Source organism: Blastopirellula marina, from assembly GCF_002967765.1.
In the GTDB taxonomy this organism is placed as follows: domain Bacteria; phylum Planctomycetota; class Planctomycetia; order Pirellulales; family Pirellulaceae; genus Bremerella; species Bremerella marina_A.
In genome coordinates, this window is sequence record NZ_PUHY01000010.1 from 1,171,662 (window position 1) to 1,195,177 (window position 23,516).

The 23,516-nt window shown below is 55.8% G+C and carries 20 protein-coding genes; 8 read left to right on the forward strand and 12 right to left on the reverse strand.

The features are described 5' to 3' along the window. Positions 1-101 precede the first annotated feature (101 nt). The 5 genes from C5Y83_RS15885 to C5Y83_RS15905 all read left to right on the forward strand — a co-directional run bounded on the left by C5Y83_RS15885 (position 102) and on the right by C5Y83_RS15905 (position 5,214). Positions 102-920 (forward strand): phosphate ABC transporter substrate-binding protein, encoded by an 819-nt coding sequence (locus tag C5Y83_RS15885; protein WP_105330689.1) that lies wholly within the window; start codon positions 102-104, stop codon positions 918-920. After that, on the forward strand, positions 901-1,755 hold the full coding sequence (pstC, locus tag C5Y83_RS15890; protein ID WP_105330690.1) for a phosphate ABC transporter permease subunit PstC: 855 nt from the start codon (positions 901-903) through the stop codon (positions 1,753-1,755). The genes C5Y83_RS15885 and pstC overlap by 20 nt, the downstream gene beginning before the upstream one ends. Then, positions 1,748-2,587, forward strand: coding sequence for a phosphate ABC transporter permease PstA (pstA, locus tag C5Y83_RS15895; protein ID WP_105330691.1), 840 nt, complete (start codon positions 1,748-1,750; stop codon positions 2,585-2,587). The genes pstC and pstA overlap by 8 nt, the downstream gene beginning before the upstream one ends. Next, entirely contained in the window at positions 2,584-3,342 is a 759-nt protein-coding gene (locus C5Y83_RS15900; RefSeq protein WP_105330692.1) for a phosphate ABC transporter ATP-binding protein, read from the forward strand. The genes pstA and C5Y83_RS15900 overlap by 4 nt, the downstream gene beginning before the upstream one ends. Positions 3,343-3,732: 390 nt before the next feature. Beyond that, entirely contained in the window at positions 3,733-5,214 is a 1,482-nt protein-coding gene (locus tag C5Y83_RS15905) for a DEAD/DEAH box helicase (RefSeq protein WP_105330693.1), read from the forward strand. Positions 5,215-5,286: 72 nt separating this feature from the next. Here the strand turns inward: C5Y83_RS15905 and C5Y83_RS15910 are convergent, their stop codons facing one another. From C5Y83_RS15910 to C5Y83_RS15960, 11 genes are all read right to left on the reverse strand, one after another. Further along, positions 5,287-7,068, reverse strand: coding sequence for a hypothetical protein (locus tag C5Y83_RS15910; protein ID WP_105330694.1), 1,782 nt, complete (start codon positions 7,066-7,068; stop codon positions 5,287-5,289). After that, entirely contained in the window at positions 7,065-7,820 is a 756-nt protein-coding gene (locus C5Y83_RS15915; protein ID WP_158262375.1) for an ATP-binding cassette domain-containing protein, read from the reverse strand. Before C5Y83_RS15915 ends, C5Y83_RS15910 begins: the two co-directional genes overlap by 4 nt. A 196-nt stretch (positions 7,821-8,016) precedes the next feature. Then, on the reverse strand, positions 8,017-9,330 hold the full coding sequence (locus C5Y83_RS15920) for a carbon-nitrogen hydrolase family protein (protein WP_105330696.1): 1,314 nt from the start codon (positions 9,328-9,330) through the stop codon (positions 8,017-8,019). Positions 9,331-9,512: 182 nt separating this feature from the next. Further along, on the reverse strand, positions 9,513-10,622 hold the full coding sequence (locus C5Y83_RS15925) for a glycoside hydrolase family 76 protein (protein ID WP_105330697.1): 1,110 nt from the start codon (positions 10,620-10,622) through the stop codon (positions 9,513-9,515). 232 nt (positions 10,623-10,854) lie between these two features. Next, entirely contained in the window at positions 10,855-12,114 is a 1,260-nt protein-coding gene (locus C5Y83_RS15930) for a DUF6348 family protein (protein WP_105330698.1), read from the reverse strand. Positions 12,115-12,198: 84 nt separating this feature from the next. Next, on the reverse strand, positions 12,199-12,738 hold the full coding sequence (locus C5Y83_RS15935) for a dual specificity protein phosphatase family protein (RefSeq protein WP_105330699.1): 540 nt from the start codon (positions 12,736-12,738) through the stop codon (positions 12,199-12,201). A 29-nt stretch (positions 12,739-12,767) separates the two neighbouring features. After that, positions 12,768-13,055 (reverse strand): hypothetical protein, encoded by a 288-nt coding sequence (locus tag C5Y83_RS15940; RefSeq protein ID WP_105330700.1) that lies wholly within the window; start codon positions 13,053-13,055, stop codon positions 12,768-12,770. Positions 13,056-13,064: 9 nt separating this feature from the next. Then, positions 13,065-13,667 (reverse strand): nitroreductase family protein, encoded by a 603-nt coding sequence (locus C5Y83_RS15945; RefSeq protein WP_105330701.1) that lies wholly within the window; start codon positions 13,665-13,667, stop codon positions 13,065-13,067. A gap of 175 nt (positions 13,668-13,842) precedes the next feature. After that, positions 13,843-15,918: a right-handed parallel beta-helix repeat-containing protein gene (locus tag C5Y83_RS15950; RefSeq protein ID WP_105330702.1), complete on the reverse strand. Its 2,076-nt coding sequence runs from the start codon at positions 15,916-15,918 to the stop codon at positions 13,843-13,845. A 232-nt stretch (positions 15,919-16,150) separates the two neighbouring features. After that, positions 16,151-17,338: an amidohydrolase family protein gene (locus C5Y83_RS15955; protein WP_233207244.1), complete on the reverse strand. Its 1,188-nt coding sequence runs from the start codon at positions 17,336-17,338 to the stop codon at positions 16,151-16,153. A 124-nt stretch (positions 17,339-17,462) separates the two neighbouring features. Further along, positions 17,463-20,606, reverse strand: coding sequence for an amidohydrolase family protein (locus C5Y83_RS15960; RefSeq protein WP_105330704.1), 3,144 nt, complete (start codon positions 20,604-20,606; stop codon positions 17,463-17,465). A 467-nt stretch (positions 20,607-21,073) separates the two neighbouring features. On the opposite strand from C5Y83_RS15960, the gene C5Y83_RS15965 reads away from it, so the two are divergent. Next, complete coding sequence (locus C5Y83_RS15965) at positions 21,074-21,991, forward strand: hypothetical protein (RefSeq protein WP_146117795.1); 918 nt, start codon at positions 21,074-21,076, stop codon at positions 21,989-21,991. Between the two features lie 102 nt (positions 21,992-22,093). Here the strand turns inward: C5Y83_RS15965 and C5Y83_RS15970 are convergent, their stop codons facing one another. Beyond that, on the reverse strand, positions 22,094-22,432 hold the full coding sequence (locus tag C5Y83_RS15970) for a winged helix-turn-helix transcriptional regulator (RefSeq protein WP_105330706.1): 339 nt from the start codon (positions 22,430-22,432) through the stop codon (positions 22,094-22,096). A 117-nt stretch (positions 22,433-22,549) separates the two neighbouring features. Here C5Y83_RS15970 and C5Y83_RS15975 point away from each other — a divergent pair, with 117 nt between their 5' ends. Next, on the forward strand, positions 22,550-22,876 hold the full coding sequence (locus tag C5Y83_RS15975; protein ID WP_105330707.1) for a nuclear transport factor 2 family protein: 327 nt from the start codon (positions 22,550-22,552) through the stop codon (positions 22,874-22,876). Between the two features lie 89 nt (positions 22,877-22,965). Then, positions 22,966-23,448: an NIPSNAP family protein gene (locus C5Y83_RS15980; RefSeq protein WP_105330708.1), complete on the forward strand. Its 483-nt coding sequence runs from the start codon at positions 22,966-22,968 to the stop codon at positions 23,446-23,448. Positions 23,449-23,516 lie beyond the last annotated feature (68 nt).

A 23,516-nucleotide genomic window follows, 5' to 3' on the forward strand; every position in this document is an offset into this window, starting at 1 on the left:
GCGTTGACGCGGCCCAACATTCTGACATACTTGCGAATATCACATTAAGAGTCTATGAAGACACTCTCTCCTCCTACTTCTTCCGCCTACGAACTTGCTCCATGTTTCGCATTCTCCTGATCTGCCTCGCAGTCTCAACGTCGTTCCTTTCCGGTTGCGGCAGCGGGTCGCAGCGCGATCAAAAGCTCACAATCACTGGGTCGAGCACGATCGCGCCACTGATGAGCGAGATCGCCAAACGCTACGAGCAAGCGCACCCTGGTGTTCGGATCGATGTGCAAACCGGCGGTACAGGAAAAGGAATCGCCGATGTTCGTCAAGAAATTGCCGACATTGGCATGGCCAGCCGTGCACTCAAGGATGAGGAACAAGACCTGACTGTTCATCCGTTGGCGGCCGATGGAGTTGGGATGATCGTCCATCAAGACAACCTGATTGGGCAATTGACGCCACAGCAAATCACGGCCATCTTCCAAGACAAGATTAACAACTGGAGCGAGCTTGGCGGCCCCGATCTCCCCATCACGGTCGTGCATAAAGCGGAAGGAAGAGCCACCCTCGAAGTCTTCCTAGCTCAGTTTGAAATCGAGAACCCCACGATCAAACCTGATGTGATTGTTGGACATAATGAACAAGGCATCAAAACGGTTGCGGGCTCGCCAGGAGCGATTGGCTACGTCTCGATCGGCACCGCGGAAGCTGATATCCAAGCAGGCGTCCCCATAAAGCTGCTTCCCTTGAATGATGTTGCCGCTTCGACAGCCACCGTCGCCAACGGAACGTTTCCCATGAGCCGCCCGTTGAATCTCGTTACCAAGGGTCAGCCTAGCCCTTTAGCGCAAGACGTGATCGCTTTTGCTCAGTCCGAGGCCGTTCACGATTTGATCAGGGAGCAGTACTTTGTCCCGCTCGTTGATTGATTACCTCTTAAGCTGGTTCACACGGGCCGCGACCATATTGGCCGCCTCCATCGTTCTCTTGGTAGTTGGCTTTCTCATCCAGGAATCACTCCCAGCACTTCGCCAGATCGGATCTGCACGATTCTTTACCGATGAAAGCTGGCATCCACTGTCCGACCGCTTTAACCTCGTTCCCATGCTGACGGCAACGCTACTCACGACGTTTGGAGCCGTGATGCTCGCTGCGCCGCTTGGTATCGGCTCGGCGATCTTTCGACGCTACTACGCACCCCCGAGAATCGGTTGGTGGTATCGTCGATTGATCGAACTGTTGGCTGGCATCCCCTCGGTTGTTTACGGCTTGTGGGGACTGGTCGTCCTGGTACCACTGCTATCAGGCCTTGGCGGTAGTGGTCAAGGATTGTTGGCCGCGATACTTCTCTTGGGTTTGATGATCTTGCCAACGATCGCTCTCTCGACCGATGTGGCCCTGACCAGCATCCCCGCAGAACTGATTCAAGGTGCCGCAGCGCTCGGATTGGGGCGTTGGTCGATCGCTTGGAAGGTAGCCATTCCGGCGGCTCGTCGTGGCATCTCGGCTGGGGTAATGCTGGCTACCGCGCGAGCAATCGGGGAAACGATGGCCGTACTGATGGTCGCTGGTAACGTGGTAGAAATGCCCACATCGCTCTCCGCACCGATTCGCACCTTGACCGCGAACATCGCCTTGGAGATGGGCTATGCCGGAACGACGCATCGCTCGGTGCTCTTTGTCAGTGGACTGCTATTGATGATCATCGTTGCTATCGTGGTGCTTCTCGCCCAGTTGGTCCAGCGCGAGGGGCAGCATGAGTAGACGCATCCTCCAAGAGCGAATCGCCACCGTGATCTTGGGGGCGATCGCCGCCCTGATCATCGGCATCCTACTTTGGATTTTGGCCGATATTGCCTACCGCGGACTATCGCTTGTTTCATGGGAATTCCTGACCAGCGAACCTGAGCGTGCCGGGCTAAGCGGCGGGATCGCACCGATGATCGTCTCGACCCTGCTCATCCTGGCCGTGGCCCTCGGATTTTCGATTCCCATTTCGTTAGCAACTGCCGTTTGGCTGGCCGAACGTACGCGAGGTTCGTCGGTCGTCGGTCGATTAATTCGCATCAGCCTCGAAAGCTTAGCCGCCGTACCGTCGATCGTGTTTGGCCTGTTTGGTAATGCCTTCTTTTGCGTCCTTTTGGAGATGGAATACTCGATCCTTTCTGGAGGGCTGACACTGGCCTGCATGTTGCTGCCGATTATTACCCGCGTAAGTGAGGAAGCTATTCGGGCGGTCCCCAGCGAGTACCAGCTTGCTTCGGCAGCGGTTGGTTTAAGCCGTACAACGACATTAGTACGAATTACGCTTCCTTCGGCCTCGCCTGCCCTGGCCGCTGGCGTGGTGCTCGGTATTGGGCGTACCTTGGCCGAGACGGCAGCGTTAATCTTCACGGCAGGTTACGTTGCGCGTATGCCGAGTTCCGTTTTTGACTCAGGACGTTCCTTGAGCGTTCATATCTACGACATGGCGATGAATGTCTCCGGTGGCGATTCGCAAGCCTACGCGACGGCCGCGGTCCTGGTTGGTTTACTACTGATCATCAATGCCACCGCGGTTGGTTTGGTTCGCTTGACGACAGGAGTCGCACGATGATCCGAACGGAAGGGCTTTCGGTAAACTACGGTAAGCGGACTGCGTTACGCGATATTTCGCTCACCGTTCCGCAAGGACATGTTACGGCCATCGTGGGGCCTTCCGGTTGTGGTAAGAGCAGTTTTCTACATGCTTTGAACCGCATGACCGATCTAATCCCTGGGGCATCGACTTCCGGCCGTATCATCATCGACGACCAAGATGTCTTGTCGCGTGACTGCGATGTCTCGCTACTGCGGCGTCAGGTCGGCATGATTTTTCAAAAGCCCAACCCGTTTCCGTTGTCGATTCGTCAGAACATCCAACTTGCCTTGAAAGAGCACGGCCAGCCGACGCGGGTCGAGTTGGAAGCGATCACTCAGCAGGTTCTCGAAAGCACCGGGCTGTGGGGAGAAGTGAAAGACCGACTACATCACTCTGCCTTAAAACTTTCCGGCGGTCAGCAGCAGAGGCTGTGCATCGCCCGGGCCCTGGCCCTAAAGCCGCGATATCTTCTTCTAGATGAACCATGCAGCGCGCTCGACCCAATCGCCTCGGCCCGAGTCGAAGAGCTGATTGCCAGCTTGAAGAGGGAGTACACCCTGCTGATCGTGACCCACAATCTGGCCCAGGCCCGGCGGATCTCGGACGATCTGGCAGTCTTCTGGATGCAGGATGATGCTGGCGTCGTGGTCGAAACCGGACCGACCAATAAGGTCTTCTCCACCCCTACTAACCCTATAACGGCGGCCTATTTAAGTGGCTCGCAGGGATAATCTTCGCGGAAAACCGCCTATCCGAAACGGCCTTTCGGTGGTATGATATTGGATCAATTAAGGTGTGAGACTTACCGGTCTTAGCGATCGGTCAAGTTCATTCGACTCGATTTTAGCGGTCACCTGGACCGAACCAGCCCACGTCAGGGCGGTTCCTCAAACTCTTCCCAGGTTGCTCGTTCTCTCGACCGCGACTGATTATCTTGCCCCTTACGGCCACCGCCTGAGTCCATTGGTACCAGGTGTTCGATTCGACTGCGACGTAACGCAGCGACGCTGGCCGGTAACCTGGCAAAGGTCCTTTTTAACTGGGCCTACGTTGTGCGCACGCGGTTCGCCTTGGGGTGATTTTCCGCGCGGGCAAAGCGTCCATCGAAAGATATCCCCTAGATGAAGTTCACTGATACGGGACTTGCTGAACCCTTCCTCCGCGCCCTGGATAAGCTGAAGTACGAAACGGCTTCGCCGATCCAAGCTCAAGCGATTCCGGCCGTGCTGGCAGGAAACGACCTGATCGGCTGTGCGCAAACGGGTACCGGCAAGACCGCCGCGTTCGCGCTTCCCATGCTGCATCGCATGCTGGAAACGCTTCCTCCCAAACCACCGACGCCGCGTGTCAAAGGCAAACGTGCCCCAGGCTCGCCCCGTCCAGCCCCACGCCCCTTGCGTGCGCTGGTCTTGGCACCGACCCGCGAGTTGGCCGCCCAGATTGGTGAAAGCCTCAAGAAGTACGGTCAGGCCACGCCGCTGAAGCACACCGTGATCTTCGGTGGTGTTTCGCAAAATCCTCAAGTCCGCGATCTGCGTTACGGGGTCGATACCCTGGTCGCCACGCCCGGCCGTTTGCTCGACTTGATGGAGCAAGGTCACATCGATCTTTCGCAGATCGAAATGCTGATCTTCGACGAAGCGGATCAAATGCTCGACATGGGCTTTCTGCCAGCACTCAAGCGAATTGTCGCCGCCGTGCCCGAGCAACGTCAGACGCTGATGTTCTCCGCTACGATGCCTCCTGAGATCCGCGAACTGGCCCAGAAGTGGCTGACCGATCCAGTCGCGATTCAAGTCGCTCAGGTCTCGGCTCCTGCCGAACGAATCAGCCAGTCGGTTCACTTCGTCGACAAGAAACGTAAGGCGGAACTCCTCTCGCGTTATCTGCAAGATACACCACGCAGCCGGACGCTCGTGTTCGTGCGAACGAAGTACGATTGCGACAAGATCGTTAAGTTGCTGGAAAGAGATGGGCTGCGAGCCGCTGCGATTCATAGCAACAAAAGCCAGAACGTTCGTAGTCGCACGTTGGCTCAGTTCAAGAGCAAGCGTCCGCCGGTCCTGGTCGCAACCGACATCGCCGCGCGTGGTCTCGATGTAAACGACGTTTCGCACGTCGTGAACTTCGACCTGCCAGAGACGCCGGAAACCTACGTCCACCGCATCGGTCGTACGGCACGTGCTGGTGCCGAAGGTGTGGCCGTTTCGTTCTGTGCTGGTGGTGAACGCCGACTTCTAAAGCAGATCGAACGCTTGACCCGCGTGAACATCCCGGTCGAGCCAACCATCGAAGGCTTCGAAACCACCGAACCAATCGTTCACGATAGCCCTCGCCGAGGCGGCTCGCGTGGTGGTTCCCGCAATGGCGGTGGCGGCCGCGGTAACTTCAGCAAGTCGGGCAAGAAGCCACGTCGTTTCGGTTCTAAGCCGAACGCTTCTGGTGGCGGCGAAGGAGAAGGCTCGGGCGGAGGCTCCAGCTCAGGCTTCAAGAAAAAGTCAGGCGGCAAGTTCTTCGGTAAGAAGAAAGCCAGCGGCAGCACTGGCGGCTACAAGCCTGCCGGCGGCTCATCCCGCAAACGTCGCCGTCCGACCAGCGCATAAGCAACGTCGACGCGACAAAACTTGAATAATCTAAACCGCCGCAATCGAACCCTCGGTTGCGGCGGTTTTCTGTTAGTCAGCTGAATGCTTAACCGATTCCGGCGGAAGCTTTCCGTACCAATGCCACATCGCGCAACCAATCGCCATGAGAAGGATTGCTAAGAGATGAGCACTCACCTGACGAAACGGCAGCGACAACCCACTAGTGACAAAGTCGGGCATGCTCGAGTAGAAACCGTAAACGAATATTCCTGCAGGCACATAAAGGTAGAGAATCGCCAAAGGCATTAACCAAACCGGAAGTAGCGTTGCACCCATGAATACCATTACCGATGCGACAATACTGGTTCTGGTTGTCAGCAGCGAAGACAACGTTACGGCCACCATCAGAAACGGAATCCAAGGACGATCCCACGTCAGGTAAAGCGGAATTGCCAGAAACGGAATTGTCCAGAACAAGATCGCCGGCGTACGGATCAGGCCGTTCCAGTGAACGGATCGCCAAAGCTGGGCGGCAGTAACCGGGCGCTGTTGGATTCCTAGCAGTCGACGCGAATCATCAACCAACATGCCCATGATCTCGAATGACCACATGACCATTCCCATTGCCGCAAGCGCTATCACTTCGTCAAAGGGAAACAGCCGCGGGTCGCCGTCGCTCATGCCTTCGCCTGCTTCCAACCACTGAAACCAAAAGTGAAATCCAACCGCTACACCTTGGACCACCCAGGCCAACACGGCGCAGATCGTCACCAGTACCCATTCCTGCCGTAACCACCTAGGAACGAACCAGCGATGCCACTTGGTTGGATACGTCTGCAGTTTTTCACGCAGCAATGCGATTAGCTCGTCACGTGTCGCCTTCTTGCTAACGGCGTTGGCCCCCTCTGGCGGCAACATTTCCACTTCCGTTGTCAGCACGCTTCGCCAATGTCGCGATCTGAGCGTTTGTCGACGCAACTGAAACGTTATGAGCCCGACCAACACCACGCCAAAGCTCCACAACCATCCAGCCGCTACACTGCCGCGACCGAACTCCATCGCTTGCGCGTTGAGCCAACCAATGGGGCCTAGCCAAGCCAACTCTTGCGTTACGTATACGAAAATGGGATGGATGGCCAATGTTAAAGTAACGGCTGTTACCACGAAACCTGCCAGCATCATGCCGATTTGTCCCCACTCGCGGTAATTGGGCAGGTGAAATCGAGCTAACCACATCCCCAGCCAAAATGAACAAGTCGCCAACGCAACTCCACCGATGCCGGTTGCGAATAGGCTACGCCAGTAGAAGGTTAAGTTGGTGGGACATAAGATTGCCCCTGCCAATGCCCAAGCCGTCGCAAATCCGAACACCACACGAAGTCCGATTATTTGCTGGCGTCGTGACCGATCACGGCGGAAGAAACCTGGCGTCGGCTTGCTGTCCTGTGGCCTACGATACGTGAACCCCAAAGCAATCGCCGCAAACACAAGCCAATACTGAAAGAGGGTCAGGCGTCCGAAACTAACTTCCACGATCGCATCAGGTTGCAATTCCGGCCAATCGGCAGGAACTCCTTGCAGCATGTCGGGTGTGAGCAAAGCAATCATCGTGCCCAATCCACCAACCATCGCCACCGCCGTCACGACTCCCATGGCCAGCGCAACGTAGGTGACGAGAAGATCGAGTCTCGCTCGCTGAATCAGCTTCCATGCCGAGTAGACAACACGTCGCGACTTTCGCCAGAAGTTCCGCCAAGCGGGACGATAACACAAACGGTCCGGCTTGTGCTTCGCGAGCCACCGGGCATAACGGTAACGCAGCTTTTTGTTCACACGCGTCGATAGTGCCGCTTCGTCGACAAATGGATTCATTCCGGCCCCAATCCTTGTAGCACGGCTTCCAAGGAAGAAGTCGCACTCACGCGGGCCTCGGGCGATGGGGCTTCTCGTGGCGGGGCAAACCAGGCTAAGCGACCTTCATCCAGCACCATTGCCCAATCGGCTAAGCGGCGGGCATGCTCTGGCCATTGACTGGTAAACACGACGATGCCACCGCGCTGGGCATGCATCCGCAACTGTTCCTCCAACACTTTCAACCCATTGGCATCCAGTCCGGCGGAAAACGGTTCATCCAACAGCCACACCTTCGGGGCGACTACAAACAAGCCAATCAACTTGATCTTGTACGCCTGCCCCTTCGACATCGAACGCTCTTCCTTGTTGTAAACCGACGTCACATCTAAGCGGTCGTACCATTCGGCGATTTCCTGCTCGAGGTCGGATTGATCGACGTGGTAGTCTTGGATTGCGCTGCATAGATTATCGGTCGGCTTCGGACTACGACCGTTCTTACTGATGGTGTGCTCTTCCAGCAGCATCACCTTTCGTCGTAAGTGGGCCGCGGTTGGACGCATGGGGGACTCGTCCAACAAGATCCGTCCTTCACTCAGAGGTAGCCAGCCGGCCATTAGTCGTAAGAGTGTCGACTTGCCGGCGCCGTTCGCGCCGAGCACGGCATAGACCTTGCCGGATTCAAGCGTTGCTTCGACACCACGCAGTGCCCATCTACCACTAAAGACACGGCCGCATTTCAGCAACGAGATTCGTTCAACCGACAAGCGCATTCCCTTTCCATCGACATGCAGTAAAGCAGAACCACGCCAAGTAAGCGCAGCACTGCGAAGCATCGTAATAGGTATTCGCTTGTGCGTCGAGCTTCTTGGGCTAACCGGCAAAAACCTTTCGCCACAAATCAACGACGAAGACAAACGTAGATCAGGCGATCAAACCGAGCGAAGCAACGTTTGGGATTTCAGCAATTCACTCTGGCAAGATATTCCCTGGCCGCTCGTGACGAAGTCGGGGGCGGAATTGGCCCATGTTGGCTCGCCAGCGGTAGGGTTCAGTCAAGTCGATTTCGGCGAGGACGACCGTGTCTTTCTCGGTGGCTCGTACGAGTAACTCTCCGGCGAGGTTCCAGACGCCCGATTGCATCCAATCGTCCTGGATGCTGTAGGAAGAGGTGACCAGGTAAAACTGGTTTTCGATACAGCGCGCTTTCGCCAGATTGGGATCGCCACCCATGATCGGCATCGCGACAATTTCTGCCCCGTTGGCAGCCAGTCCGCGACCGACTTCCGGCATGTGGACATCGAAGCAGATCATCATGCCAATCTTCCCGATCGGTGTATCGAAGACCGGAAAGCTATCCCCGGCGGCGATTCCTTTGCGGTACTCATCTCGGGCCAGACACACTTTGCGGTAGGTGCCGACCAACTCGCCATCCGGCCCCACCAGAATTGCCGTGTTGTAGATCTTGTAGTCAGCTTTTTCGTGGATCGAAGTCACTAGGTACATCTGATACTTTTTGGCAAGTTCCCCCAGACGCTTCGTTGTCGGCCCAGGAATTGGCTCGGCAACTTCCTCGAATGATTCCACGTTGCCGACCGTCGTCAGCACTTCGCCGAGCACCGCCAAGTCTGCTTTTTGTGCTGCTGCCTTGGCGATGTGCGGCTCGCATTGATCAAGGCTCTCGATCGCCGAGCGGCTACCTCGCGGCTGGTAGTTGATCGACGCCAGGCGCACCTTGCGCGGCTGGGGTGGTTCGACCTCACGGAGTGTTGCCTCGCTCCAGATCACGCGACTTTCCGGCGCCCAGCGGAGGTGAAGTTTGATAACCGCTTTGGTGGCTGGTTTTGGGGCAGGAAACTTTCCCTCGAAATGCGTCCAGCCTGCCGCATCGGTGTCAGCTTCCGCTGCGAAATAAGGTCGCGACTGATCGCCGTTCTCATATCGCACCACTTGGTTGTTATCGCCAGTGAACCATACCTCGGCATATACCTGACGTCGCGGCTTTTGCACCTCTTTCAAATTGGCCGCGGCCGAAAGCTGGTAGAACTTCCCTCCCTCGATCGCAATTTCCCGCATCCATGCCCCATCCAACGCATCACGCTGATCGTGCTCGATCACATAGCCCGGTTGGCCATCGAGACCACCTTGCGGATCGACGTGAAAAGCAGGTCGAATTTCATCGCGGGGAGAGTACGGCTGCCATGCCGACGGAGACCTTTCGGCAGACCAGGCATTCGCCGCGATTCCGGCAGTTACAGCGAAAAGGAAGGCAAGCATTCGCATCGGTAGGTTCTCGAGAGACGACTTTCAGGCAGGATCCGATGTATCGAGACATCGGCTGGAGTCTACTCCTACACCGTCCGTCGTTCAAGAATTTTCAACCAAGAAGGCGAATCGGTCAGACGGCAGGCTGCTTCCGAGCGAAGCAGCCTGAATCGATATGACGCGGCGAAGTGGATCGCCGACTATTCTTTCATTCCAAGTTCGTCGGAATGATTCCAGAACGCTTGACCTTGCTCACTTTCCGCTTCTCCCATCAGCCACAGCGCGCGGCCGAGACAGGCGTTGGTCATCATGTCGTTCGGTTTGTCGGCGTTCCAATCCTGGTACCACGCATCCACATTGCGACGGGCTCGATCGAGCAGATACGGCTCTTTCGTCGTCCGATACAGTTCCAAATCTGCTTCGACCATGAAGTGGGCGTAACGCAACGCATCGCGGTAAACACCTGTCTGGGCATCAAGAAACCAATCAGAAGCTTTGCCCAACCGCTTCGCCTGTTCCAAATATTTTTCATCGCCAGTTGCTCGGTACAAACCAAGCTGGGCACGAATGATCAGAGCGGTGTTGTAGGTTAGCTTGCCCCGTTTGATCTCGCCCGTCTTTACCACCACGCGATCGTCGAATAGTCCGTCGTCGTCCTGCAACGCGTTGCACGTCCAGTCGACAATCTTCTTGGCCCAATCAACAAGTTCGGCCGAATCTTCCTTCTGAAATTTGGCCAACTGCAAACAGGCAACAGCCGACGGGCCGTTGGCACAGGTATTCTTCGTGCCGTCCTTATGGTTTTGATGCCACCAGATCCCGCCGCCGATTTCATCGTCCCAGCCGCTGAGTACGAAGTCGAGCGTCTCATCGGCCCGCTTCAAGTAGGCAGGCTTCTCGTTCGTTTCGTACGCTTCGATCAAGGTGATCGCCATCCATGCATTGTCGTCGTAATACTTATCGCTACCGTTCCCTTGCGTTGGGGCGGCTTCGTAGCCAGGAATCTCGACCTTGTCGTCCCAGTAACCATCGAGCGCGGTGAAGTACTTCTCAAGTTGCGGGCCGTACACTTCCGGTTCGTTCCGCGCTGCTGCGACCAGGTTGGCAAACGCCACACTTTGCAGCCACACGTAATCGAGCTTCGGTTTATCCGCATACTTACGATAAACGCCGCTTGCCGGATCGAAGAACGTATCGTTGATATGCTCGGTGACTTCGTGAGCCTGTTTGAGGTACTTGTTGGGCTCGGCAGCCAACGTCCACGAAGTAAGTAGCAAGACAATCAGAGGGGCGGAAATCGACTTCAGCATCTAAGTGTTCTCTTCGGTAAGTAGCAGCACGTTCCGTTTGCCAGGGTGCAAGGAAGTGCGGAGAGCGGGATCGTTTCCCTGCATCTTAGTAGCGGCATTCCCTCCCGACGACCGGGCTTTCGCGAGAAAAACACGATTCGACGGCAATTGTGACACCACGGCGGGGCGACGCATCCATGGTTCTCAATTCGCCTAATCTTTCTTTCTGGCTTACCGCGAAATTAGTCGCCCACTACCAGAACTTCCACCATGGCTTTTTCCGTTTGGGTGGTCGATTCTTTTCAACCATCCCGTTCAAAATCGCCATGGCCGCGTCCATCGTTTGCTGACTTACGTTCCGTTCGGGAACGACGCTCGGATAGAGCCGAATCTTAGGCAAATCTTCGACGGCTACGCCTGACTCGATTGCCTGCAGCAACGCTTGCGATTCGGCGTTATGCAAACAAAGCGTTTGAAAATCTTCCTCCGACATCTTTTCGCGTGCCGCCGTGCCAATTGCCAAACCACGATTGTACGCAGGGATTGCCATCAGCGGGACTTCCGTCTCGACCTTTCCGCTACGGCGAGCTCGAATCACATGAGGAGAATACTGGATATCGCGTCCTTGAAAAAAGATTCGCCCGAAAGCAATCGTGGCGATCGATTCCGCTTCGTGGACCATATCAGCATCGAAGCCGTCTTCAAGCATACTGTCCATCAGTTTATCGACCGACTCGCACCCGGGGAAATGCTGGGCGAAGTGTTCGATGGTGCGATCAAGCTGAGCCCGTCGCGTGACCTCGACCGAGTTGCGGGGAAACTCGAACACGGCAAAGCGCGTCATGTAGCCAGGCTGCGATGTCGCGACACCGGCCGGCCAGTGTGGATCGTGATGCGCCACTTCGTGCCCGTCGATTTCCAACTCGCGGGTCCACATTGGGCTGTCCTGCGAAAGGATGGTCGCCTTGGCCAAATGAACACGACGTGGTGCTGCCGATTCGGCGGCATATTGAAACCAAGGCTTCGAATCGTCGAGCTTGGCGTGCAGTTCGCTATCGTCAAAGCCACGCGCAATCGACGGCCCGACGTACGCGCGAAGGCCCGTTAAACCGTAATCGCCGGGGGCATAACCCGCTGAGAAATCGCCACCTTCCACGCCTGCCTGACAGGTCATGCAAACTGGCTTGTTATCGAGAAACGACCGAATTGGCCCTGCCACGCCAGAAATCCACAGACCAGCCGCTTGCCCTAATGCTCCTTCCAGATCTTCGGCCATGCCGAAGATGCACGCGTCGAGCACTTCGTCGTCGTACTCATGAAGTTGCGTGAAGACGTGGCAGTGCGCGACGCCACTATCAGCAGGCTCTTGCGAGTAGACTTCCGCCGTCAGCGTCACCCTTCCGTCGAACAATTGAAGCTGACCATCATGCAGACGGGTCCAACCTCCCAGATCGCCGCCATGCGTAACGATCCCTTCTTCAATCCTCTCTAACAACTGCTCCGCTTCCGCCACGTTGCCTCCCCGTTGGCCTTTGCCTGCAAGAATGATGAAGCGCGTGACGCTAGGTTAACCTTTCGGCAGACCAAATACCATTTCTCAGTCCACCGAAATTTGATTAACGATACCGGCCGATTCTAAGGCGTCGATTTCTCCCTCGATGGCATCATAGTAGTCAGCCAAGCGAACATGGGAAAACTGCCGCTGCCAGCAAGAAAACGCTTCGGCAGCGTCGTCCGCAGACAACAACGATGCCCCCACTTCCACCACATGTCGGTTCGGCACGTGACGCTTCGGATCGAGCATACCAAGGGCGTCTGTCGTGCCCAGCCTTTGACAAGCAATCAAGTACGCTGTCGCCACGCTGCGGCTTTGCCCCGCTCGGCAGGTTACCAAAAGTCGGTCACTCTCATCCGCAAATCGTAACGCCGCGGCGAGCACATCTCTGGTCACCAATTGTTTTCCTACGGTTGAACGCTCGATGTCGTCGAACCTTAGAACGCAATGCCGCGTCGTTTGCTTGACAACAAACGGATTGAGCTCGGCGTCGCGGTCCAAAATCACCAGCGCATCCCATCGGCCCGGTTCGCGCTGCAATAAGTCACTCGCCGCCAGGTAACTTGCCACGCGGATCTGCATTCACTCACCTCGTCCCACTTCTCGACACCTCATTTCAGCGGGCGTTCCACGCACACCGACTTCAGCAGTTCGACTTCCGTATCGTAGCGAGGAAAAACGTGGTAGCCGCAGTGCTCGGTGAAGACGACGATCTCACCCAGTTCGTCCGATGTCAGATAAAACGCATGACGAAACAACGCATACGAGCCATCGGCGAACCGAATGGAAACCGAGTGCTGGAAGTCGGAGGCGCTCAGCCGAGTACGCGGCTCCGAACTGATTTCTGCCAGGTAAGCTTCTAGTCGCTGCTGCCAGCGATCGGGAATAGCAGGAAGCATGGCGACGGCCTACTTTACCGAGGGCGAGGCTTCACCCCACTTGCCGGTGAAGACAAACTCGCTCAGCGACTTCCGCTCGCGCGGAGCCAAGTCCCGTTCTTTGATTCCATCCGGTAGAGTCGACGGATCCGCGACGTAACCCAATGCCAGGCCTGTCTTAGCGATCACCCCGTCAGGAAGCTGGAATACGGTCTTCGCTTTACTGGGCAGAATACCAATCATCTGGTGGACCGATAGCCCACGATGCGTTGCTTCCAACGAGAGATTGGCCGAGGCCAGTCCCAGGTCGTGCTCGGCGGCGGCGTTTGGATTTCCGTTCCGCTTGAATTGCGTGTTAATGCAGCCCAGCATCAAAACAGGGGCAGCCTTTGCCCAGCCCTGATTCCCTTCAACCAGGCAAGACAACACCTTTTCGAACTCTTCGGGCGAATCCTTCGTCGCCACAATGTAAGACCACGGCTGTTCGTTATAAGAAGAAGGTGCCCAACGAGCCGCTTCCAACACGCCACACAAATCGTCGTTCGACACCGCTCGATCGGCAAACGCATAGGGACTCCAGCGTTTGGCAATCAGATCGTGAACTGGATGTTGGGTGCTTGCTTCTTTCGTCATGGGCTCGCTCCTGATGGAAGAACAAAGTTAGGGTCATCATTGCGAAAATGACGAGGCTTCAATTCCTCGCCATCTTGATCGCCGGTCCATTGCGGCACGAATGGTCACAATGAACCGGACGGCATCTGACCATTGTTCCGTCCGCGAGGGGCACTGGCAATCCAGGACACGCCAGCTAGGGAACTGCTTCCCACGTTTTTTGCTGCCACTCCGGCAACTCCAACGCCCCAAGATCAGGGGCTGCACCATAGATCTCCTGCCGAGGCAAACCGAACACACTATCCTCAGCCCAAGACACCTTCAAACTTCCCGCATCGCGGACGGGACTTTCGCCTGTCGGTTGCATTGTCTTAGCGTTTAGTTCCGGATCGACATGAAGTGATTTGACAGGAGCGATCGTATCGGACACGTCGTCTTTGTTTTGCCAAAACAGATTGTGGCTAACCACCAGCGAATCGGCTTGAGCTTTGATCGCGATCTGTCGAGCACCGACAAAAACATTGTTCATGATCAACGTTTGCTGTCCGCCAGAAACATGGATTTCGTTATCGACCATGGTGTTTTGTCGAATGATAATCGGCTCTGGCAATGGTGCTGCTTCGTAGTCTTCGCGCGTGTTATGCCCCGACATCATCCCGATGCCGGCCATGCGACAACCGACGATCACATTCTTTTCGATCACCAGCTTACGCGTTGTGGGAACGTCGTAGCCAATCAGTTGGATGCCATCTTCACCACAATTAGCAATTCGATTATTGCGAATCACTGTTTCCAATAATTCTGGTTTGTCGTACGGTTCCAAGCGAATCTCGATTCCGTCGTCCTGGTTGTCGCTCAACTGATTCAGTTCAATCAGCGCGGCCGTGTTACCGTCTAAGTCGATCGCATCGTCACGGTTGTGGTCGAACAGGCAATAACGAACCGTGCCGCCACCTCCCTCGTAGTCGATCCCGTCGGTCGTGTTGGTTACGCGGCAGTGCAGCAGATCGAATCGCCCCGTCGAAGTAATTCCGTCATCCGCATTCTGCAGTGTGAAGCCTTGAATCAAGCGAGTCGCTTCGGGCTGTGATTCAATTCGCGGAACTTGAATCAGGAAGTCCCCACCTTGCCCATCAAGAATGGTCTTCGCGATGAAGCTTTGATCGCCCGCCAGATATTGCCGCGAGACCAGGTGGACCAACTTCTGACCGAAGTCAATCGAACCATGGAACGTGCCTGGCTCGACCAGAATCGTATCGCCATCGTTTGCCGCATCGATCGCCGCTTGAATCGTCGCATACTCCGCCGGAACACGCAGCGTTCCCTCGTCACCGTGTTCACGAATCAATCGCAGTTCCACCAGGCCGCCATCTAAACTATTCATGCTGGGAAACTGGCCGTTGTCGATTCCGCGGCATGTGACGTACAGCGATAACGCATCGCGAGCATCGTTCGGATCGGAACTCGGCGCGAATGTTCCGCCCCCTGGCAAGCGGTAGTTGGGACTCCACCCGGCAATCTCAGACAAGAGATAGCTGTGAACAAACTTCCCTTCGCCAGTGAACTCGCCGATCGATTGATCGCTCACCAGAAAGATGTGGCCACTTTCAGGCTGCACGGCGATACCCTCAGGGTCATGAACGTGTTCCGCAACTGAGAACTGTGAAACGAAACTCAGCTTCTTAGCTGCCTCATCCCATCGAAACCGCAGCACCTTCTCTTCTTTTGTGCCGGACACCACCAAGATGTCGCCAGAAATCGGATCGACCGCCGTTCCTTCCGGATCGCTGTAGGCACCTTCGATGTTGGTCGAGATCGAAGCAGTCGGCTGATCGAGCTTGCGAGAGGAAAGATCGTCGTAGACGTATAACTGCTTGGTATCGTCGTTCGATACGAATAGCAGCTTCCTCTTCACGTCCCAAGCAACTCCGACCGGTTCGGTTTCCTTCGCACCAGGTGGCGTAATCAACCACCGGCGCGTCACGTGCGAAGCATCTAACGAGACCTCGAACAGGTTATGCCCTTGAAAAACCGTCTGGCCAGATTTCGGATCTTTGGCGCCCGCGTACTCGCTGATTTCGGAGTCGGTAATTAACAATCGGCCGCGTTCTGGCACGTACGTCACCCCAGCGGCGTCCGGGATTCGAGCAGGTGAATCCTTCCAGAGATCGACGTACCGAACAACTTCCAAGCGGTCGGCAGCATCGACAGAATTGGATCCAAGTCCAACGCTGACCAGTCCCAACACGATCCATAGGCGGCAAGAGATCATCGAACGCAGGCTCTCATTACGAGGTTTCGACGCGTAGTTGGAAACAACAACCCAGGTCAGAAATCTGGTTGAAAGCCGTTTGTAGACATCGCTCGAAATGCTGCAAGCCACGCTGCCAGAGATTTAGGCGAAGCGTGGCAAATCTTAACAAGAAGGCAACCCAATCCATGCGCAAGAGGTTCTCCCATCCGACGCATGTTGGCTGGTTGATCACCGCACCAAAGAACGCGGCTTACTCGTACTTCCGCTGATACTTTTCGTACAGCATCTTCTGGCTGTTGTTCAGATCGACAGGTTTACCACCGATCCAGGCCTGCTCGGTGTCGGTGGCAGCTTCCATCGGATCGCCATCACAGAGGATCAGCGTGGCATCTTTACCCACTTCCAAGCTACCGACACGATCGGCGACACCCAGGATTTCGGCGGGCGAAAGAGTGATTGAACGAATTGCGTCTTCCTTACTCAAGCCAAACGCGGCGGCGGTCGCGGCGTGGTAGGGCAGATTGCGGGAATTCCAAGTTGCAGCTCGGTCGTAACCGGAGATACAGAACTTGATCCCCTTCTCTTTCAGCTCTTTGGCCAGCGTGTAGGCACCGTCGTAAGGTTCGTCAGGGCTGCGCGGTGTACGATGAACGGCCGAGATGATCACCGGCACATCAGCTCGCTTTAGCACATCGGCACACTTTGGTGCGTCGTAACCGCCCAAAACGATCAACTTCACCTTCTGCTTTTCAGCGAAGGTCACCGCCCGGACGATGTCTTCCCACTGGTCGACTTCAATCACGATCGGCTGCTCGCCAGCCAAGACCGCGTCCATGGCCTCTAGCCGCATATCATGAGCGATCTCGACGCCTGCCTTTTTAGCGGCGGCATATTGGCGTGCTTCGTCAAAGAACGCTTCCAAGCGGTCACGATCGCCATCGCCCCGCATGGCCGCCGCCATCACGGCTCGCGGCTTCACGGTCATGTCTTCGTATGTCCACCCGTCCAACTGCATCACCGCCCCCTGCCCTGCCAGCAGTCCGCCAGCCGGGGCCGACAAGGCCAGCAGCACGCCGTTCGATCGCGTAACCGGGATGATCTCACTATCGGGATTCACGGCGACGTTTGCTTTCACGTTAGGATTCATCATCCCGGTTTCGCGGTAGTCGTTACTGGCCCGCACGGCTGCGTATTCGGTCAGACCAATGCGTGTGTACGGCTCGAACAAACCAGGGTAAACGTGCTTGCCGTCGGCTTTAATCACTTCGGCCTTTTTGGGAACTTTGACCTTCTCGCCGATCGCGGTGATTTTGCCGTCCTCGAACAAGATTGTCCCTTTTTCGATCACATCCCCTGAGACCGGATGAAGGGTCGCTCCGACGATCGCCACAGGACCTTCCGGCATCTTGCCAGGGATTTGATCGGAGGCAGAAGCCACGCAGGCTACCGACAACAAGAGAACCAGCGACGTAATATTGAACTTAAAAACCATAATGTGAACTCACTGAAAACAAGATGAATGAAGCTACGAAATAGAGTCCGATGTCACCGGGCGATAACGCCTAGTGATGCTCGTGCTCATGTTCGTGCCCATGATCACCATGTGCGTGACAGAATTCGTCGCAACGGGGCCACAAGTCGGAAGGATCTTCTGCGTGCTCGCCTGGCTTCATCATCGGTGCCCGCGAATCGAGGATCTTTTGGATCAACGTGTTCTTCATGTCGGCGAACTTCGCTTTGCCTGCTTCGGCATCTTCGCGATCGAAGTACTTGCGACCGTCGATCCAAGTTTGCTGGCAGACGGCGAAGTTCGACAGGGGCGAAGCATTCCAAATCGCCAAGTCGGCGTCTTTGCCCACTTCAATCGAGCCGACGCGGTCCTCAATTCGCAGCTGAATGGCCGCATTGAGCGTGACGAACTTCAGCGCTTCCTCAGGGCTGACGTCACCGTACTTCACGGCCTTGGCAGCTTCCTGATTCATGCGACGTCCCATCTCACCGTCGTCGGAGTTGAATGAGACGACGATTCCTTGATTGTGCATGATCGCACCGTTGTAAGGAATCGAATCCTTCACCTCGAACTTGTAAGCCCACCAGTCGGAGAAAGAAGAACCGGTCGCTCCATGCTTGGCCATCGCGTCGGCCACTTTATAGCCTTCCAAGATGTGCTGGAACGATCCGATCTGAACGTCGAACTGATCGAGCACGCGGATCAGTGCCAAGATTTCGTCCTGGCGATAGCTATGGCAATGGACCCAGCGGGAACCTTCCAGAATCTCAGCCACCGCTTCCAGTTCCAAATCTTTGCGTGGCGGCAAGCCTTGCTTCGACTCAGAATAAGCTTTCTGGGCGGCGCGATACTCTTGAGCTTCGCGGAACTCGTCGCGGAAGATCTGTTCGACCCCCATGCGCGTTTGCGGGTAGCGACTGGTGTAGTCATCGCCCCAGTTGCTTTGTTTGACGTTTTCACCCAAGGCAAACTTGATCCCCTGCGGGGCCCCTTGGAACTTGAGCTGTTCGGCCGACAAGCCCCAACGCATTTTGATCACCTGGTTCTGACCACCGATTGGGTTGGCTGAACCATGCAAGATGTTGGATGACGTCAAACCGCCGGCAAGTTGCCAGTAGATATCGATATCGTCCGCATCGATGAAGTCACCAATCCGAACTTCAGCCGTGATGGCCTGACCACTTTCGTTGATACCGCCGTCGGTGGCGATGTGCGAGTGACAGTCGATCAAACCGGGCGAGATATGCAGACCGGAAGCATCGACCACCGTTGCGTCGTCGGGCACTTCCAGGTCGGTACCAACCGCTTTGATCTTGCCATCTTCAATCAAGACCGTTGCGTTCTTGAGAATGCCTTGCTCGCCACAAGTCCAGATGGTCGCTCCCTTGAAAGCCACCAGGCCCGCGTCCGCCGGAGGAGTCACCGTGCCGAACGAACCCAACGGATATTGAACTGGGAAGCTGGCCAGTTGTGGCTTTTTGTCGTCCTTTTGGTCTTCGTCTTTTTTCTCGTCTTCCTTGTCGTCCGCTTCTTCCTGCTTCTCTTCCTTTTCTTCTTCCATGCCCGATGCGGTCATCGTTACGGGCGAGACCGTTCCGTCTGGCCAACGCAGCGTTCCGAGCATCGAGTCTTCATCTTCCTGGAAGGTGATCGACAACGTCGCCACACCACGCGGACCAAACTTGTCGGCAATGAACTGTCCGACGATGCGTCCTTCTTCGTACTTCAGCGACTTCAGCTCAACCTTTTCCTTGAACTTCGGGGTCGTTTCGGCGGGTCGAATCGTTCCCTTCATGTTCTTCGGACCGGTCAAGTTCATCAGAATTACACTCGAAGCATCTTTTGGCGGGCTCTGAATTTCGATTTTCCAATCGGCTGCCAGCTGCTCAGGAGCCGGGTTCTCATGTTCGTACCGCTTGCCGTTCACCCAGGTCTCGACCACGTCTGAGCCCTTCTCGAACAGCGGCTTCGAGGTGACCACAAAGCTGGCCAGCTTGCCCGATTCAATCGTGCCGAGCTGATCGGCGATTCCCAGGCGTTTGGCCGGAACGGTCGTCATGGCTGCGAGGGCGGCGTCCGCATCAAAGCCACGTTCGACCGCGGTGCTCAGGTTTTTAAGGAACTGCGAAACCGAATCCAACCGATGGGCGGTTAGCAAGATCTCGACATCTTTCTCCGACAGACGCGCCAGGTTCTCCGGAGCATGATCCCAGTGCATCAGTGAAAGTAACGTCGTCGAAGAAGCCGCTTCCGGTGTGGCCACATTTGGGGCTTTCGGGAAGTTGACCGGCACCACGAAGGTTCGCTTCATCGCGGCAATGTCATCCAAGCGACGATACTCACGACCGCTGCCAATCACGATCAAGTCGAGACCGAACTCGCGGGCAAAGATATCCGCCCGGGTAGCGAACTGCTCGTCGCTTGTCTCCAGCATTACAGGTAAGTCGCCCTCCAGGTACGGCTTCATTGCGTCGAGGGTGATGTTGGTTTCGGGCAACAGCAGCGAAGCATCTTTCTCGGAAGCCTTCTGCGCATCGCGATACCAGCCGGCATCGTAGAACGCCTGGCGGGCCAGCGCGACGGCACCCATGGGGGAATTCGGATAGCTGCCCCGCGGACCGCGGCGATTGAGCGTCAACTGACCGGCCAGGGCAAAACCATCGCGCAGTTGGCGATATTGCACGTCCCCCTCATCCAGCGAGTAGATCGCACTTTGTCCGCGGAGGATGCCATCTTGCGGTGCGATCAAACGAGCGACGAACCCTTGCTTGCGATAATCGTTCGCAGCCAAATCCGAGCTTTTGATCGCCGAACTGACGCTGAAATCGGATCGGATATTGGAATTCCAATAAGAAGATGGCGGACGCTGATTCGAGGCATCGAACGAGACTTCGCCGTAGCTATCGATGAAGCCGGGATAAATGAACTTCCCTTCCAAATCGACCACATCCGCTTCGGGCGGAATTTGAGCGTCTTTGCCCATCGCCACGATCTTGGAGTTGCGAACCACAATCGTGGTCGCCACCGGCTCGGCACCTGGTTCGGTCACGACCTTGGCATTGGTGATCGCAAAGACCTCGACCGGATGGCGGCGAAGACCTTCATCGTGGCGGGACGTTTGCTGCGGCGCTTCGGCCATCACAGCGACAGAGAAGATGGCGAGCAGGCACCAACTAAGCAAGTAGCGATACTTCATTGGGGGCAAAATCCAGGCAGGCTCAACAAAGCGAATAGGAAATTACCTATTCAACCTAATCAACAAAAACACAATCAGCTTCAAGGATAGCCTCCACCTTGGTGGTCTATCCATATCCTTTTGCGCAATCAACGGGACATTTCCTGATCTTTTTGTCTTGAATCACCACCAGATTGAGCCCTTTTTCGCCGCTCGCTGCTGATTTGTGTTAGTCGCCGTCTTTGTCCGGTAGGCCGCAATCTTGGCCTGATCATTTCGTCTGGCACCCAGTCGATGGTCTTGTATCAGGCATATCGAGGTCCAGCGTTGTGCGGTTTCTGCCGACTGTGGGCATTGTCCTTCCCCCTTTCGACCGGCTGAAGAATGCTGCTAGCAGTGGTCGAAATCAAGCTGTAGATGCGAAAACCATCACGGCCGTAGGAAGCGGTCGTCGCGTCATGCTCAACTCGCGCAGGGAAGTGAATCTCATGAACAAGGCAACTTGGATCATTCCGATTGTTGGCTGTCTGCTCAGCAGCAGCCTCACACTTGGCCAAGACTTTCATCCCGACGAATTACGTTCGATCTCGGAAGCCAGGTACATCGATCAACGGATCTCAGAGCTTGAGGCACGGCTGAAAGCATTCGAAGACGCCGAAGCCAAAACGTCAACCACTTCGCTGGAGACACCCCAAGCGTTGCCGCCGGTGCCTGACTTGACCTACCAAGACGCCCTGCAGCCCGATCCGTATGCCCCCTGCCCGACGGTTTGCTGCCCTTCCGATCTATGGCTGCGTCCAACCCCAGGCTTCTACGGCGACGCCGAGATCTTGCTCTTGAAGTGGTACGACACCGACGGCGACGACGGCACCAACACCACCAGCGATGCTTCGCGGTTCACGCTCGGTTTCATGAACGATCACGGCCGCTCGATTCGAGCACGCTACTTCGAGTTTGGTGTTGCCGACGATAACGGACCAGGACAACTTCTCATTCAGCATGCCGACTTGGAGTACGCCGGTCGATTCGCCCTGAACAACAATTGGCTCGGCGAGATCAGCCTGGGGGGGCGCTGGGCTTCGCTGACGACACCGAACCCGCGCATCTTCAAAGATACCTACGGCCCGGTATTTGGTATCGACCTGCGAAGCGAACTTCGCGATTGGCTGAGCATCTATGGTTCGGCTCGCCAATCGTTTCAATTCGGTCGCGAAGAGCAGGAAGACGATTTGAAAACGTTCGGCATCACCGAACTGGGGCTCGGGTTGGAGCTCTCACATGCGACGTGTGTCCGCGAATGGTACTTCCGCACAGGCGTTGAAAGTCTTTATTACACTTCGGTTCGCGACGACGAAGAAGACTACGGACTGGTTGGCTTGACCTTCAAACTAGGAACACGGTTTTAGTCTCGCTTCGCCCCCTTTTGTCAGTCGCATAGGCACACCTTGGTTCGGAAGGTTGCTTCAGCATTACTCTCAGACAACACGCTAGGCCCGAAACTCCCGGTCCTATTTCTGATTGCCGTACCATCGTTCGGCAATGCGATCGAGTTCGACCATCACACCATCCAGCTCTAGCACCTTGGGTGTGATGGCGTAGGTGACTTGAGGTGGGACGGTCGGTTCGTAGTGCCGTGAGATCCATCCTTCCGCCTCAAGAAGGCGCAACCGTTCGGTGAGGGTTTTGGTCGAGATCGAGCCCAAGCGCCGCCTCAGTTCTCCGAATCGCTTTGGACCTTCCATGTGCAGCCGATGCAGCAGCAACAAGGTCCAGGGACTGGCCAGAATTGATAACAGCTTACGGAGCGGTTCGTGCTCGTTGTCTTCGTCTTCAGTCTGCGCGGCCATCACCTTGGTTCCCCACGGTAAACTTACTTCACTACAGGACGCTACTTTACTAAAGAAAGCACCGATCGTAAAGTTTTCTCCATCGAAGCTACCAATTCTTTCCCAGGAGACAGAAACATGACGATCGATCTTCCTCAACCTATTGCGTCTTACTTTCTCGCGGACCGCGGATCAAGCGAAGCCATCGCGGCCTGCTTCACGCCGGATGCCGTTGTTCGAGACGAGGGGCATACCTATCAAGGTCGCTCCGAGATCCAGTCTTGGAAGACGGAAGCTGCCGCGAAATATGTTTATACCTGTGAACCGTTAACCATCGAGCAAAATGCCGAGGCATCGGTTGTGACGTGTCGGCTGGAAGGGAACTTCCCGGGAAGTCCCGCTGATCTTCGATTTGTTTTTCACCTTGCTGGTGACAAAATCGCCTCGCTGGAAATCGCACCGTAGGTTTGGTTCGTGGCGATACCGAATGCCGCGTGGCCGATGTTCCCTGTTTGCCTCTTCATTTCCTTAATTACAAGTAGAGGGTCGGACCCATGAAAACCATGTTTTCGGATTACCTTCGTGTCGTGATGCCGGTGCTGATGCTGTTTTTCGCCGGGGGTTTGCTGGCTGCCGAGCCGCCTGTTACTGATAACTTGCCCGAGTCATCACCGAGCAAAAGCGAAGCCAAGCCTAGCCAAACACCGCAACTTTTCGAGCTTCGCGTTTACACCGCGGCGCCCGGCAAAATGGATGCCCTGCACAAACGTTTTCGCGACCACACGCTACGGTTGTTCGCCAAACATGGCATCAAAAGCATCGGCTATTGGACTGCCAAACAAGAGCCAAACGAAGAACGCTTATATTATCTCGTCGCCTATCCGGACCTCGAGAGTCGTGAAAAAATGCTTGTCCAAGGAATCGCCGTCGATGCGGAATTCCGTCAGGCGGTCGCTGAGTCGACGCAAGATGGCCCGCTGACGACGAATATCGAGTCCATCTTGCTGACACCAACTGATTACTCGCCATTGAAATAGCATTCCGCTAATCCAACGCTGCTGCCACGTTTCGGCAGCAGCTTGGCTTGTATCGCCCGAAATTGTGT

Coding starts and splice junctions, on each gene's coding strand:
- C5Y83_RS15915 (WP_158262375.1), bottom strand. CDS start 7,820: ATGCGCTTGTCGGTTGAACGAATCTCGTTGCTGAAATGCGGCCGTGTC.
- C5Y83_RS15950 (WP_105330702.1), bottom strand. CDS start 15,918: ATGATCTCTTGCCGCCTATGGATCGTGTTGGGACTGGTCAGCGTTGGA.
- C5Y83_RS15925 (WP_105330697.1), bottom strand. CDS start 10,622: ATGCTGAAGTCGATTTCCGCCCCTCTGATTGTCTTGCTACTTACTTCG.
- C5Y83_RS15885 (WP_105330689.1), top strand. CDS start 102: ATGTTTCGCATTCTCCTGATCTGCCTCGCAGTCTCAACGTCGTTCCTT.
- C5Y83_RS15920 (WP_105330696.1), bottom strand. CDS start 9,330: ATGCGAATGCTTGCCTTCCTTTTCGCTGTAACTGCCGGAATCGCGGCG.
- C5Y83_RS15900 (WP_105330692.1), top strand. CDS start 2,584: ATGATCCGAACGGAAGGGCTTTCGGTAAACTACGGTAAGCGGACTGCG.
- C5Y83_RS15965 (WP_146117795.1), top strand. CDS start 21,074: ATGAACAAGGCAACTTGGATCATTCCGATTGTTGGCTGTCTGCTCAGC.
- C5Y83_RS15940 (WP_105330700.1), bottom strand. CDS start 13,055: ATGCTTCCTGCTATTCCCGATCGCTGGCAGCAGCGACTAGAAGCTTAC.
- C5Y83_RS15970 (WP_105330706.1), bottom strand. CDS start 22,432: ATGGCCGCGCAGACTGAAGACGAAGACAACGAGCACGAACCGCTCCGT.
- C5Y83_RS15960 (WP_105330704.1), bottom strand. CDS start 20,606: ATGAAGTATCGCTACTTGCTTAGTTGGTGCCTGCTCGCCATCTTCTCT.
- C5Y83_RS15935 (WP_105330699.1), bottom strand. CDS start 12,738: ATGCAGATCCGCGTGGCAAGTTACCTGGCGGCGAGTGACTTATTGCAG.
- C5Y83_RS15905 (WP_105330693.1), top strand. CDS start 3,733: ATGAAGTTCACTGATACGGGACTTGCTGAACCCTTCCTCCGCGCCCTG.
- C5Y83_RS15975 (WP_105330707.1), top strand. CDS start 22,550: ATGACGATCGATCTTCCTCAACCTATTGCGTCTTACTTTCTCGCGGAC.
- C5Y83_RS15980 (WP_105330708.1), top strand. CDS start 22,966: ATGAAAACCATGTTTTCGGATTACCTTCGTGTCGTGATGCCGGTGCTG.
- pstA (WP_105330691.1), top strand. CDS start 1,748: ATGAGTAGACGCATCCTCCAAGAGCGAATCGCCACCGTGATCTTGGGG.
- C5Y83_RS15945 (WP_105330701.1), bottom strand. CDS start 13,667: ATGACGAAAGAAGCAAGCACCCAACATCCAGTTCACGATCTGATTGCC.
- C5Y83_RS15910 (WP_105330694.1), bottom strand. CDS start 7,068: ATGAATCCATTTGTCGACGAAGCGGCACTATCGACGCGTGTGAACAAA.